The 13,885-nt window shown below is 59.2% G+C and carries 11 protein-coding genes; 5 read left to right on the forward strand and 6 right to left on the reverse strand.

The window, feature by feature from the left end; translation table 11 throughout:
- Positions 1-116: 116 nt before the first annotated feature.
- Positions 117-1,208, reverse strand: a complete 1,092-nt coding sequence (locus AUC61_RS07550; protein ID WP_243245350.1) for a DUF2066 domain-containing protein — start codon at positions 1,206-1,208, stop codon at positions 117-119.
- Positions 1,209-1,533: 325 nt separating this feature from the next.
- On the opposite strand from AUC61_RS07550, the gene purM reads away from it, so the two are divergent.
- The 4 genes from purM to AUC61_RS07570 all read left to right on the forward strand — a co-directional run bounded on the left by purM (position 1,534) and on the right by AUC61_RS07570 (position 4,528).
- Entirely contained in the window at positions 1,534-2,592 is a 1,059-nt protein-coding gene (gene purM, locus AUC61_RS07555; protein ID WP_243245351.1) for a phosphoribosylformylglycinamidine cyclo-ligase, read from the forward strand.
- Positions 2,592-3,242 (forward strand): phosphoribosylglycinamide formyltransferase, encoded by a 651-nt coding sequence (gene purN / locus AUC61_RS07560; protein WP_243245352.1) that lies wholly within the window; start codon positions 2,592-2,594, stop codon positions 3,240-3,242. The genes purM and purN overlap by 1 nt, the downstream gene beginning before the upstream one ends.
- 8 nt (positions 3,243-3,250) lie before the next feature.
- Positions 3,251-3,964, forward strand: coding sequence for a DUF3108 domain-containing protein (locus AUC61_RS07565; RefSeq protein WP_243245353.1), 714 nt, complete (start codon positions 3,251-3,253; stop codon positions 3,962-3,964).
- 384 nt (positions 3,965-4,348) lie between these two features.
- Positions 4,349-4,528, forward strand: a complete 180-nt coding sequence (locus tag AUC61_RS07570; protein WP_243245354.1) for a hypothetical protein — start codon at positions 4,349-4,351, stop codon at positions 4,526-4,528.
- An 84-nt stretch (positions 4,529-4,612) separates the two neighbouring features.
- Here AUC61_RS07570 and AUC61_RS07575 read toward each other — a convergent pair whose 3' ends face one another.
- The 5 genes from AUC61_RS07575 to cysM all read right to left on the reverse strand — a co-directional run bounded on the left by AUC61_RS07575 (position 4,613) and on the right by cysM (position 10,798).
- Positions 4,613-5,155 (reverse strand): DUF2058 domain-containing protein, encoded by a 543-nt coding sequence (locus tag AUC61_RS07575; RefSeq protein WP_243245355.1) that lies wholly within the window; start codon positions 5,153-5,155, stop codon positions 4,613-4,615.
- Positions 5,156-5,184: 29 nt separating this feature from the next.
- Positions 5,185-6,018 carry a nucleoside triphosphate pyrophosphohydrolase gene (mazG, locus tag AUC61_RS07580; RefSeq protein WP_243245356.1) on the reverse strand — a complete coding sequence of 278 codons (834 nt, stop codon included), beginning with the start codon at positions 6,016-6,018 and terminating at the stop codon, positions 5,185-5,187.
- A gap of 120 nt (positions 6,019-6,138) precedes the next feature.
- Positions 6,139-8,382 carry a GTP diphosphokinase gene (gene relA, locus AUC61_RS07585; RefSeq protein ID WP_243245357.1) on the reverse strand — a complete coding sequence of 748 codons (2,244 nt, stop codon included), beginning with the start codon at positions 8,380-8,382 and terminating at the stop codon, positions 6,139-6,141.
- A gap of 158 nt (positions 8,383-8,540) precedes the next feature.
- The gene (gene rlmD, locus AUC61_RS07590; RefSeq protein ID WP_243245358.1) at positions 8,541-9,896 is read right to left on the reverse strand and encodes a 23S rRNA (uracil(1939)-C(5))-methyltransferase RlmD; all 1,356 of its coding nucleotides are present in this window, start codon (positions 9,894-9,896) and stop codon (positions 8,541-8,543) included.
- On the reverse strand, positions 9,896-10,798 hold the full coding sequence (cysM, locus tag AUC61_RS07595) for a cysteine synthase CysM (RefSeq protein ID WP_243245359.1): 903 nt from the start codon (positions 10,796-10,798) through the stop codon (positions 9,896-9,898). The genes rlmD and cysM overlap by 1 nt, the downstream gene beginning before the upstream one ends.
- Before the next feature lie 258 nt (positions 10,799-11,056).
- Here cysM and AUC61_RS07600 point away from each other — a divergent pair, with 258 nt between their 5' ends.
- Positions 11,057-13,810, forward strand: a complete 2,754-nt coding sequence (locus AUC61_RS07600; RefSeq protein ID WP_243245360.1) for a response regulator — start codon at positions 11,057-11,059, stop codon at positions 13,808-13,810.
- Positions 13,811-13,885: the final 75 nt, after the last annotated feature.

A 13,885-nucleotide genomic window follows, 5' to 3' on the forward strand; every position in this document is an offset into this window, starting at 1 on the left:
AGAAACATTCAGATCAGGTAGTTATATTTTGTTTGATAAGAGCGAGCGGGCGGCGTCCGCTCGCTCCAACAGATCCAGTCTTGCGCTCTTAACCGACAGCTTGCCGCGGCGATAAGTCACCAGCGGAAGTAAATTTGCGGTGCGCTCGCAGGAACAATTGTCGGCGCAGGCGCCTGAACCGGTGCTGTAGCGTCAACCGGTGCCGGAGCAGGTTGTCCAGGTGTAGCCGGAGCCGCCGGTGCCTGAGCAGCCTCGGACGCCGGGATTTCCTGCAGCTTGGCCAGTGACAGTTGCGAACGCAGTTGCTCGGCAGTGCCATTCACTTCATAAATGATGCGATCGCCCTCAACCTGTTTCAGACGCGCGCCAAACGGTTCGAGTAATTGCATCAGTTGCGCATAACGCTCAAGGGTCATGCCCTGCACCTGCATCAGCAAACCGCTGGAGGCGCCGGGTTTGGCAACAAAGCGCGGTGCCAGGCGCTCACTGACCGCCAGCAGCACGGCGTCAGCCAATGCCTCGGAAGTCGCTGCGGTCGCAGTACCCTGTTCGCGCTGATCGCCCATCCACAAACGCCATTTTCCCTGCCATTGCCCGGCGTCTTCCTTGGCATGCACTGCCAGCAACGCGTCCGCGCCATACCGCTCCGAAGCTTGCTTCAAGGCGGTGGGATCAGTGCCTTCGATGTTCTTGGCGGTGCCGACGCCCTGCTCTTCAAGATCAGCCAGAGGCAGACGCAGCGGCAAGGCGCGATGCTGGGCCGCACGCCGCAGTGGCTCAGCAGAGCTCTGACCGTCGCCCACCAGGTTGGAGCCTTCGGTTGCATCGTTCAGCCACCAACCAAGAATCGTTGGCCGGTTGCTACCCCACAATGAATAACCGGCCTGACGCAGCACACGGTCAGTGCTGGCCGGATCGAAATCCACCAACAAGGTTTCCGGCGGGCCAGCTTCGTAGCCGTACTGGCTGATGACTTGTTGCGGGTCCTTGCGCAGTTCGGCCAACGAGGAGCCCTTTGGCGCACGAGCGTCGCCGGTCAGGCGCAGGATCATGGTTTCCAGTGCAGCCTGAGTGGCACGGCTGCGCTCATCAGGAGACTGGCCACTGACCGGTTCACGGACTTGATACAGATTGTTCACGGTTTCAGCGAAGCTCGGCAGACTGAGCAGTGACAGGCAGCCGGCAAAAAACAGATTTGAAAGACGCATGGACAGTTCCCGAACGGAAAAAAGCGGCAAGAAAAGAAACCGCGTCGAAGTGACTGGCGTGGGTGAGACCGCAAAAGGCAGCCAAACATTCACATTAAAGATGAAGGCTACACCTTACACAGTCTGGGGCAGCACACTGACACACAGTTTTTTTGCTTTCAATGAGCCAGCCCGTCGGCCTAAGGATGGCCGCTAAGGCCCAAGCCTGATAAAATCGCGCGCCTTCGCAGACTGGCGATGGTGGCGGCCCGAAAAACTGCATGCAGCTTTTCAGAGGCCCCGCTGTAACGGTCGATCCCCCGAATCCCCCCTAAAGGCCTGGATTATGAGCAAGCAACCCTCCCTGAGCTACAAAGACGCCGGTGTAGACATCGACGCCGGTGAAGCATTGGTCGAACGCATCAAGAGCGTCGCCAAGCGCACCAAGCGGCCAGAAGTCATGGGCGGCCTGGGTGGCTTCGGCGCCCTCTGCGAAATCCCGGCAGGCTACAAGCAGCCCGTTCTGGTTTCCGGTACCGACGGCGTTGGCACCAAGCTGCGTCTGGCGCTGAACCTGAACAAGCACGACACCATTGGTATCGATCTGGTCGCCATGTGCGTCAACGACCTGGTGGTCTGCGGTGCAGAGCCGCTGTTCTTTCTTGATTACTACGCCACCGGCAAACTCAACGTCGACACCGCTGCCGACGTGGTTACCGGCATCGGCGCTGGCTGTGAGCTGGCGGGTTGCTCGCTGGTTGGCGGCGAAACCGCTGAAATGCCAGGCATGTACGAAGGCGAAGACTACGACCTGGCAGGTTTCTGCGTCGGCGTAGTGGAAAAGGCCGACATCATCGACGGCTCCAAAGTCGCTGCCGGTGACGCCCTGCTCGCCCTGCCATCTTCCGGCCCGCACTCCAACGGTTACTCGCTGATCCGCAAGATCATCGAAGTGGCAGGCGCAGACATTGAAAACATCCAGCTCGACGGCAAGCCGCTGACCGAACTGTTGATGGCACCGACTCGTATCTACGTCAAACCTCTGCTCAAGCTGATCAAGGACACTGGCGCTGTCAAAGCCATGGCCCACATCACTGGCGGCGGCCTGCTGGACAACATTCCTCGCGTATTGCCAGCCGGTGCACAGGCAGTGGTCGACGTGGCGAGCTGGCAGCGTCCAGCCGTATTCGACTGGTTGCAGCAACAAGGCAACGTTGCTGAAAACGAAATGCATCGCGTGCTGAACTGCGGCGTGGGCATGGTCATCTGCGTTGCTCAGGAGCACGTTGAAACGGCGCTGAACGTTCTGCGCGAAGCCGGTGAGCAGCCTTGGGTCATCGGCCAGATCGCCACAGCTGCCGAAGGTGCTGCGCAAGTCGAGCTGAAGAACCTCAAGGCGCACTGATGCCCGCACCCTGTGATGTAGTGGTGCTGCTTTCCGGCACCGGCGGCAACCTGCAAGCCATGATCGACAGCTTCAAGGGCGGGGATCACCCCGCCCGCATCCGCGCGGTGATTTCCAACCGCGCCGATGCGTTCGGTTTGCAGCGCGCCAGAGACGCAGGTATCGATACCTGCGTTCTTGACCACAAGGATTACGATGGTCGCGAGGCCTTTGATGCCGCGCTGATCGAACTGATCGACACCTTCCAGCCCAGGCTGGTTGTCCTCGCGGGCTTCATGCGAATCCTGACCGCTGGCTTCGTCCGGCACTATCAGGGGCGCCTGCTGAATATCCACCCTTCCCTGCTTCCTCTCTATAAAGGCTTGCACACCCATCAGCGGGTGCTGGATGCTGGCGACGCCGAGCACGGCTGTACCGTGCACTTCGTCACAGAGGAACTCGACGGCGGACCACTGGTCGTACAATCAGTGATTTCAGTGGAGCCTGACGATACGCCTGGCTCTCTTGCCCAGCGTGTTCATGTCCAGGAACACCATATTTACCCATTGGCTATTCGCTGGTTTGCCGAAGGCCGCTTGAGCCTTGGCACAGAAGGCGCATTATTGGACGGGCAGTTGATCGCCGCCAATGGCCACTTGATTCGACCCTAGGAGATATTATGCGTCGCGCTTTGCTGTTCGCTTTCGCTCTGCTCGCACTGCCTGTCACTCAGGCCGCAGACCTGCAACCATTCTCCGCCAGCTACACTGCCGACTGGAAACAATTGCCCATGAGTGGCACGGCTACGCGCAGCCTGGAATCGGGCCCGAACGGCGTCTGGACCCTGAATTTCAAGGCGTCCATGATGATCGCCAGCCTGACCGAAGTCAGCACGCTGAAAGTCGACAAAGACACCATGCTGCCGCAGACCTACAACTTCGAGCGCGGCGGCCTGGGCAAGTCGAAAAAGGTTGATCTGGCGTTCGACTGGTCCAACAAGTTCATCACTGGCAGTGACCGCGGCGACGCCGTCAAACTGCCTCTGAATCGCGGCGTACTGGACAAATCCACGTATCAACTGGCTTTGCAGCACGACGTGGCGGCTGGCAAGAAGAGCATGAGCTATCAGGTCGTCGACGGTGACGAGATTGATACCTATGACTTCCGCGTGCTGGGTTCCGAGAAGGTAGCTACAAAAGCGGGCCAGATCGACGCTATCAAAGTCGAGCGCGTACGCGACCCGACGCAAAGCAAGCGTATTACCGTGCTCTGGTTCGCCAAAGACTGGGACTACCTGCTGGTTCGCCTGCAACAGGTCGAAACCGATGGTAAGGAATACAACATCATGCTGCTGGACGGCACGGTGAATGGCAAAGCGGTCAAAGGTAGCTAATAGCCGCCAGCCCGCAGTCAAAAAGCCCCGCCATCGTGCGGGGCTTTTTTGTGGATGTTGCCGACGAAACGCGATCCCTGTGGGAGCGGTGCTTGCCCGCGATAAGGGCACTGCGGTCTTGCAGAGAAACCGCGTCGCCCTTATCGCGGGCAAGCACCGCTCCCACAGGGAGGAATGCGGCCAGCCTGAACCTATGTGCGCCACATGAAATAATCTTCATTTACTCACCAGCCACGCTGCAGCCCTTATGAAACAAGGCTTCCAGCGTCCCGCCCAACCCCGCAATCGAACATGAAAAAAACCAACTATTTACGTAGCCAGCTAACAAATTCTATAACTGAGGCCTGCGACAGATCGCCGCAGTCCACGTCAGGAGTTTGAACGATGACCGTAAGAGTAACTGAACGCGACGACGCCCATATCTCCCATGAAAGCATTGCCGACGGCATTCAAATCTGGGACGTCTACCAGCAGGATCAACTGGTCGGCATGTTTCATATCGAGTCCGATGCACAGCGCTACAAGATGGAACTCGAAGCACAGGAAAACCAACGCAGTCAGTAAGACGCCGCCGTGCCGGACAACGGCAGAATCGCTTAAAAAACAAAACCCGCACTTGGCGGGTTTTGTTTTGATACGACGTGGGTATCACCACATCAGATCATCAGGGATCTTGTAAGCCGCGTACGGATCATCGCCGTCGGCTTTCTCTTCAGTCGGCTCGCTGAGCATCACGATGCGACGCGGGTCGCGCTCCTGAATCTTCAAAGCCGCCTCACGCGGGATGACTTCATAGCCCCCGCCATGACTGACGATCGCCAGCGAGCCATTGCTCAGTTTGCTGCGCATCAGGTTGTTGACCGACAGGCGCTTGACCTTCTTGTCATCGACGAAGTTGTAGTAATCCTCGGTCGTCAGCTTTGGCAGACGTGACCCTTCAATCAGTTGCTTGACCTGAGCGGCCCGGGCTTTCTGCTCGACCTTCTCCTGGTGCTGACGATTGAGCTCCTGGTCGCGCTTGACCTTCTCGGCCGCCGCTTCCTGAGCCGCACGCTTCTGCGAGTCATCGATTTCGATCTGGCCCTTGTGCGCCAGACGCTGTTCTTTCTGCTTGTCTTTGCCGACCTGTTTGGCCTGCTTCTGGTTGACCAGACCTGCCTTGAGTAACTGATCGCGAAGGGAAATGCTCATTGTCTACTCACTTATGCAGAGGCAGCAGCTCAGCCACAGCTGGGCGCTTTCTTTTCCTGACGTTTGGCTTCGCCCCACAGAGCGTCCATTTCTTCGAGGGTGCAATCTTCCATGGGACGCTGGGTGTCGCGCAATGCCTGTTCGATAAATCGGAAGCGGCGTTCAAATTTACTGTTCGCGGCGCGCAGCGCATTTTCGGGATCAACCTTGAGATGCCGGGCCAGATTGACCGCAGCAAACAACAGATCACCCACTTCTTCGGCGATGCTCTCGGCGTCGTTGTCAGCCATGGCCTCCAGCACTTCATCCAGCTCTTCGCGAACATTGTCGACTACTGGCAACGCTGAAGGCCAATCGAAACCTACCTGAGACGCGCGTTTCTGCAACTTGGCCGCACGGGACAAGGCTGGCAGCACGGCGGGTACATCATCAAGCAGCGACAACTGTTCGGGCGCACTGGCTTTATCGGCGCGCTCCTGAGCCTTGATCTCATCCCAGCGCTGTTTGACCTGATCGTCTGTCAGGCGCGGTGTTTCCAGAGGAGCGTACAAGTCGCCGGTAGGGAAAACATGGGGATGACGACGAATCAGCTTGCGGGTAATGCCGTCGATGACGCCGTCAAACTCGAAACGCCCTTCTTCTCGGGCGAGTTGGCTGTAATACACCACCTGAAACAGCAAATCGCCCAGCTCTCCCTTGAGATCATCAAAGTCACCGCGCTCGATGGCGTCGGCCACTTCGTATGCCTCTTCAAGGGTGTGCGGCACGATGCTGGCGTAATTCTGCTTCACGTCCCATGGGCAACCGTATTGAGGGTCGCGCAGGCGGGCCATGAGGTTGAGCAGGTCTTGGAGAGAGTACATGGGGTTCCTGGTTCAGTCAGACTGCCACCGGTAGGAGCGAACTTGTTCGCGAGACGACCTTCCTGAATACACAGGTCCATCGCCTCGCGAACAAGTTCGCTCCTACCGGTGCAAGCTCGATCAAGGCGTTCTGTTACGCCGCGTCTCAATAATGTTCGGCAATTGCGAGATGCGCCCCAGCAACCGGCCCAACGCATCCAGCCCCGGGATCTCGATGGTCAGAGACATCAACGCCGTGTTGTCCTCTTTGTTAGAGCGGGTGTTGACCGCCAGAACGTTGATCCGCTCGTTGAGCAGGATCTGCGAGACGTCGCGCAGCAAGCCCGAGCGGTCGTAAGCACGGATGATGATGTCCACCGGATAGGTGAGCACCGGCACCGGGCCCCAGCTGACCTGAATGATCCGCTCCGGCTCGCGACCGCCCAACTGCAGTACCGAGGCGCAGTCCTGACGGTGAATACTCACGCCACGGCCTTGGGTGATATAGCCGACGATGGCATCGCCCGGCAGCGGCTGGCAGCAGCCCGCCATTTGCGTCATCAGGTTGCCGACGCCCTGGATCTGAATATCGCCGCGCTTGCCAGGCTTGTAACCGGTGGCCTTGCGTGGAATCAGCTCCAGTTGCTCGTTGCCACGCTCTGGTTCGACCAGTTGTTGCGCCAGATTGACCAGTTGAGTCAGGCGCAAATCGCCCGCACCCAATGCCGCATACATATCGTCAGCGGCACGCATGTTGGCTTTTTCCGCCAACCGCTCATGGTCCACCGCAGGCAGCGCCAGACGCGCCAGCTCACGCTCAAGCAAGGTTCGACCTGCAGCGACGTTCTGGTCCCGGGCCTGCAGCTTGAACCAGTGAACAATCTTCGCCCGCGCCCGCGACGTGGTGATGTAACCCAGGTTCGAGTTCAGCCAGTCGCGGCTCGGCGTCCCCTGCTTGCTGGTGATGATCTCGACCTGCTCACCGGTCTGCAGGCTGTAGTTGAGCGGCACGATACGGCCGTTGATCTTCGCGCCCCGGCAATTATGGCCGATCTCGGTGTGCACCCGATAAGCGAAGTCCAGCGGCGTAGCGCCCTTGGGCAAGTCAATCGCGTGACCGTCCGGGGTGAAGACGTAGACACGATCAGGTTCGATGTCGACGCGCAGCTGTTCAGCCAGCCCGCCGATGTCGCCCAATTCTTCGTGCCACTCCAGTACCTGACGCAGCCAGGAAATTTTCTCTTCGTAATGATTTGAGCCGGATTTGACGTCGGTGCCCTTGTAGCGCCAGTGAGCGCAAACGCCCAGCTCCGCCTCTTCGTGCATCGCGTGGGTGCGGATCTGCACTTCCAGCACCTTGCCCTCCGGCCCGATAACTGCGGTGTGCAACGAGCGATAGCCGTTTTCCTTGGGGTTGGCGATGTAATCGTCAAACTCCTTGGGAATGTGCCGCCACAAGGTGTGCACGATCCCCAGCGCGGTGTAGCAGTCGCGCATCTCCGGAACCAGCACGCGCACGGCGCGAACGTCGTAGATCTGGCTGAAATCCAGCCCTTTGCGCTGCATTTTGCGCCAGATCGAATAGATATGTTTGGCGCGACCGCTGATATCGGCTTTGACGCCGGTGGCCAGCAGTTCGTTGTCCAGTTGTGACATGACATCGCTGATGAAACGTTCGCGGTCAAGGCGACGCTCATGCAGCAACTTGGCGATCTGCTTGTATTGCTCAGGTTCCAGGTAACGGAAGGACAGGTCCTCCAGTTCCCATTTGATATGGCCGATACCCAGTCGATGGGCCAGCGGCGCATAGATATCAAAGACTTCCCGGGCAACGCGATTACGCTTTTCTTCGGCGGCGTTTTTCACCGCACGGATAGCGCAGGTACGTTCTGCCAGTTTGATCAAGGCCACGCGAACGTCGTCGACCATGGCCACCAGCATCTTGCGCAGGTTTTCGACCTGCACCTGAGTACCTAGCACCAACGACTGGCGAGGGCTGAGACTGGCGCTGATTGCCGCCATGCGCAGCACGCCGTCAATCAACCGGGCGACGGTCGCGCCGAAACGCTGCTCGACGTCAGGCAACGGAATCTTGCCTTCACGCACGCCTCGGTACAGAACCGCCGCAACCAGCGAATCCTGATCCAGCTTGAGGTCCGCGAGGATCTCGGCGATTTCCAGCCCCGTATGAAAGCTGGACGTGCCTTCGGCCCAGAGATTCTTCGCGGCGTTGTCCTGCTGCTCGGCTTGCCGAACAAACTCACAGGCCTCTTTAAGGGCCTGTCGATCCACTATGAGGTCGACGCTGACCACGTGATCAAGCCATGCGTCGAGATTGATACTGCCGTCTGTGTTTATCGGCTGGTGTGCTCTCACCTGTACCATGTTGCTTACCTTCCCTAAGGCGCGATGAATAGCGCCTACAGTCGCTGACCTTCTTGAGCGAACACTCCTCGCCGGGCAAGCGAGGACTGGTATTCGCGGGCCAGTCGGATTAAACGAGACTCCATGTAAGCTGCGCACCCGATTCCTTGAGCCGCTGCTTACTTACTCGCTTCAAATAACGCCATCGCCTCGACATGCGCTGTCTGTGGAAACATATCGAGGATGCCGGCACGTTTTAATCTGTAGCCCTGATTGACCAATTCGACAGTGTCGCGAGCCAAAGTTGCCGGGTTACATGAAACATAAAGTAACCGCCGCGCGCCTAACGCCTTGAGCTTGCGCACCACTTCAAAAGCGCCGTCACGCGGCGGATCCAGAAGCACCGCGCTAAAGCCTTGCGCCGCCCATTGCGCCTTGTCCAGCGGCTGCGACAGATCCGCCTGATGAAATTCAACGTTGTGCAGATCATTACTCATTGCGTTGCTGGTGGCACGCTCGACCATGGTCGCAACCCCTTCGACCGCCACCACCTCTTTGACCTGTTTCGCCAATGGCAGGGCAAAATTGCCCAGCCCGCAAAAAAGATCCAGTACCCGTTCATCAGCCTGGGGTGCCAACCACTCCAGCGCCTGTTCGATCATCGCAGTGTTCACCGCTGCGTTGACCTGAATGAAATCTCCCGGCCGGTATGCAAGCTCCAGATTCCAGGGCTCCAATCGATAGCCCAGCGTCTGCGACGCATCTACCGGTTGCGGATCACCCTCACCATGCAACCATAGTTGTGCGTCATGGTTATGGCAAAAGGCTTTCAATTTATCGAGATCACTCTCAGCCAAGGGTGCAGTGTGTCGAACCAGCACAGCGTTCGACGTCCCGTGGAACAATTCCACGTGCCCCAGCACCTGCGGCTTGCTGAAGCTTTTCAGCATGCCCGGCAATTGCATCATGACCGGTTGCAAGGCCTGTACCAGCACCGGGCATTCATCGATGGTCACGATGTCCTGACTGGCAGCCGCACGAAACCCCACGTCCAGCCGTTTGGCCTTAACGTCCCAGCGTACGGCAACCCGGGCGCGCCTGCGGTAGGCAAATTCCGACCGGGTCAGCGGTGCCGCCCACTGCTCTGGCTCGACTCCCGCGACCCGCTGCAATTGCTCCGCCAGCATGCGCTGTTTCAGGGCAAGCTGTTCAGTGTGGGGCACGTGCTGCACGCTGCAACCACCGCAACGACCGAAGTGCGCACACGGCGCCGGACGACGCATGGCGCTGCCCTGGAACACACGCTCAGTGCGCGCTTCCACGATTTTGCCGTGGGCATTGAGCACTCTGGCTTCGACTTCTTCGCCTGCAAGGCTGCCCGCAACGAACCACGTCTTGCCTTCAAAAAACGCGATGCCGCGCCCGTCGTTTGCCAGGCGCTCAATCGTCAGTCGCTGCTTCTTGCCGGTCGGGATCTGGTTTGCCCGGGTACCGCCTGCTGGCTGGAAGCGCAGGCCTCTTTCATGTTTGGCCATCAGTTGGGCGCGTCGTAAACGCCGGTCGACAAGTAACGGTCGCCACGGTCACAAATGATCGCGACCATGACCGCATTTTCGACTTCACGGGACAGTCGCAGCATGCCCGCTACCGCACCACCCGAGGACACGCCGCAGAAGATACCTTCTTCACGGGCCAGTCGACGCATGGTGTCTTCGGCTTCGATCTGGGCCATGTCGACAATCCGGTCAACACGGTCGGCCTGATAGATACGCGGCAGGTACTCTTCCGGCCAGCGACGAATACCGGGAATGGCCGCACCTTCCATCGGTTGCAGTCCGACGATCTGTACATTCGGGTTCTGTTCTTTCAGGTAACGCGAGACACCCATGATGGTGCCTGTGGTGCCCATGGAACTGACGAAGTGAGTGACGGTGCCGCCGGTCTGTTGCCAGATCTCCGGACCGGTGCTGGTGTAGTGCGCCTGCGGGTTATCACCGTTGGCGAACTGATCAAGCACCTTGCCCCGGCCTTCGTTCTGCATCCGCTCAGCCAGGTCACGGGCACCTTCCATGCCTTCTTCCTTACTGACCAGAATCAGCTCGGCGCCATAGGCGGTCATGGCGGCCTTGCGCTCGGCGCTGGAGTTGTCAGGCATGATCAGGATCATCTTGTAACCCTTGATCGCCGCGGCCATGGCCAGGGCGATGCCAGTGTTGCCAGAGGTCGCTTCAATCAGCGTATCGGCGGGATGGATCTGGCCACGCAGTTCTGCACGGGTAATCATCGACAACGCAGGACGGTCCTTGACCGAACCGGCAGGGTTATTCCCTTCCAGTTTCAGCAGGAGCGTATTGCTGGTATTACCCGCCATGCGCTGCAGGCGCACAAGCGGGGTGTTGCCGACGCAATCGGCGATTGTTTGGTACTGCAGGGTCATGGCGTATTCGCAATCCAGACTGCGGGGGCGCCTATCATAACGGCAAACGCTTAAAGCCCATATCACGCAAAGTGCGGGCATTATCGCCAAATGGAATAACGCACTGCCTCACGATGCAGACCACCCTCCACCCAGTAAGGTTAATATGCGCGATTGCGTTCGCTTAAATAGCTACACTTGCCCGCATCAACCTGACATCCGCCAACCTTCAAGCCGCGTGAAGATCACCGGCCATTCTGGCCCGCTGGAGAAACAAGTGTGCTGAAAAAGCTGGGTATCAAAGGCCGCGTGCTACTGCTGACCATCGTGCCAGCCATCATTATGGCGACGCTGCTGGGGGGGTATTTCACCTGGATGCAACTGAGCGACCTGCAGGCGCAGTTGCTCAAGCGCGGCGAAATGATTGCCCAGGAGCTGGCACCTCTCGCCGCGCAGGCACTTGATCGCAAAGACAGCGCCTTGCTTGAGCGGATCGCGGTGCAGACGCTGGAAGAAAACGATGTGCGATCTGTGTCGTTCCTTGGCGAGGACCGGGAACCACTGGCCCATGCCGGGCCGAGCATGATCAACCCGCCCCCGGAGGGCAGCGGCACCCGACTCCTGCAACGCACTGGTAATGACGCGACACGCTATTTGCTGCCGGTGCTCGGTCGCCAGCGTCACCTGACCGGCGAGCTGATTCCCGATGAAGCCGACCGCCTGCTGGGCTGGGTCGAAGTCGAGCTGACCCACAGCGGCACGTTGTTGCGCGGTTATCGCAGCATGTTCTTCAGCCTGCTGCTGATCCTGGCAGGCATGGGCCTGACCGCGGTGCTTGCGTTGCGCATGAGCCGCACGATCAATGGCCCGATCAGCCTGATCAAACAGGCAGTTTCCCAACTCAAGGACGGCAATCTGGAAACCCGCCTGCCGCCGTTGGGCAGCCTGGAGCTGGATGAACTGGCCTCGGGCATCAACCGCATGGCGGCCACACTGCAAAATGCTCAGGAAGAATTGCAGCACAGCATCGAGCAGGCAACCGAAGACGTACGACAGAATCTGGAGACCATCGAAATCCAGAACATCGAGCTGGACCTTGCGCGCAAAGAAGCGCTGGAAGCCAGCCGGATCAAATCCGAGTTTCTGGCCAACATGAGCCATGAGATTCGCACCCCGCTCAACGGCATTCTCGGTTTTACTCACCTGCTGCAAAAAAGCGAACTCACGCCCCGCCAGCACGATTACCTGAGCACCATTGAAAAGTCCGCCGACAGCCTGCTGGGCATCATCAACGAAATTCTCGACTTCTCGAAAATCGAGGCGGGCAAACTGGTCCTCGACAACGTGCCGTTCAACCTGCGCGACCTGCTGCAGGACACCCTGACCATCCTTGCCCCCGCGGCCCACGCCAAACAACTGGAGCTGGTCAGCCTGGTGTACCGCGACACGCCGCTGTCATTGCACGGCGACCCGCTGCGGCTGAAACAGATCATGACCAACCTGGTCAGCAACGCGATCAAGTTCACCCGCGAAGGCACCATCGTCGCCCGGGCCATGGTCGAGGACGAAACCGAAGACAGCGCCCAACTGCGCATTAGCGTGCAAGACACCGGCATCGGCCTTTCCAGCCAGGACGTGCGCGCCTTGTTTCAGGCCTTCAGTCAGGCTGACAACTCCTTGTCCCGCCAGCCAGGCGGCACCGGCCTGGGCCTGGTGATTTCCAAGCGCCTGATCGAACAGATGGGTGGCGAGATTGGCGTCGACAGCGAGCCCGGTGAAGGTTCGGAATTCTGGATCAGCTTGCGCCTGCCCAAAGCGCGCGACGATATCGAAGACCTGCCTGCCCTGCCGCTGCAAGGGCTGCGGGTCGCGGTACTGGAACAACACGATCTGGCCCGTCAGGCACTTGAGCATCAACTGGAAGACTGCGGCTTGCAGACGCTGGTGTTCAATAATCTGGAAAACCTGCTCAACGGCGTCACCGCCGCGCATCAAACTCCGGCGGCGATCAGCCTTGCGGTTCTGGGCATCACCGCTCACGAATTGCCACCGGAGCGCTTGCGCCAGCACATCTGGGACCTGGAAAACCTCGACTGCAAAGTGCTGGTGCTCTGCCCGACCACCGAGCAGGCACTGTTCCAGCTGGCGGTTCCGGATGTCTATACCCAACTGCAGGCCAAACCGGCCTGCACACGCAAACTGCGTCGCGCCTTGTGCGAACTGATCAGCCCTCGCACTCAGCGCAGCGATGCAGCAGAGCCGCTTTCGAGCCGTCCACCGCGCCTGCTGTGCGTGGACGATAACCCGGCCAATCTGTTGTTGGTGCAAACCCTGCTGGAAGACATGGGCGCCGATGTCACTGCAGTGGACAGCGGCTACGCGGCGCTGCACGCGGTGCAGACCGAGACGTTCGATCTGGTGCTGATGGATGTGCAAATGCCCGGCATGGATGGCCGCCAGACCACCGAAGCGATTCGCGCCTGGGAGACCGAACGTCAGAGTTCATCGCTGCCTATCGTTGCGCTGACCGCCCACGCCATGGCCAACGAAAAACGTGCACTGCTGCAAAGCGGCATGGACGATTACCTGACCAAGCCCATCAGTGAACGGCAACTGGCTCAGGTGGTGCTGAAGTGGACCGGTCTGGCGTTGCGCAATCAAGCCCCCGAACGGCCGGTCGAGTCCAGCCACCGCAGCGCGGACCTGCAGGTGCTTGATCACAACGAAGGGCTGAAACTGGCCGCTGGCAAACCCGATCTGGCCGCTGACATGCTGGCCATGCTGCTGGCTTCACTGGATGGTGACCGCGACGCAATCCGCGCAGCCCGTGAAGCCGATGATCGGGACACCCTGCTTGAACGCGTACATCGTCTGCATGGCGCAACCCGATACTGTGGAGTTCCGCAATTACGTGCTGCATGTCAACGCAGCGAAACCCTGCTCAAGCAAAATGCACCACAAGTCGACGAAGCACTGGACGAACTGGAATCCGCCATGAAACGTCTGGCCGATGAAGCTCGGGTGAGTGCCTGACTTGACGGGTGCGAGCCAGCCGCCCAGAGCACTGCGCTGGCTCGCGCCGAACACAGGACCTGTAGGAGCTGCCGA

The sequence above is a fragment of the Pseudomonas maioricensis genome (assembly GCF_022790535.1).
Lineage (GTDB): Bacteria > Pseudomonadota > Gammaproteobacteria > Pseudomonadales > Pseudomonadaceae > Aquipseudomonas > Aquipseudomonas maioricensis.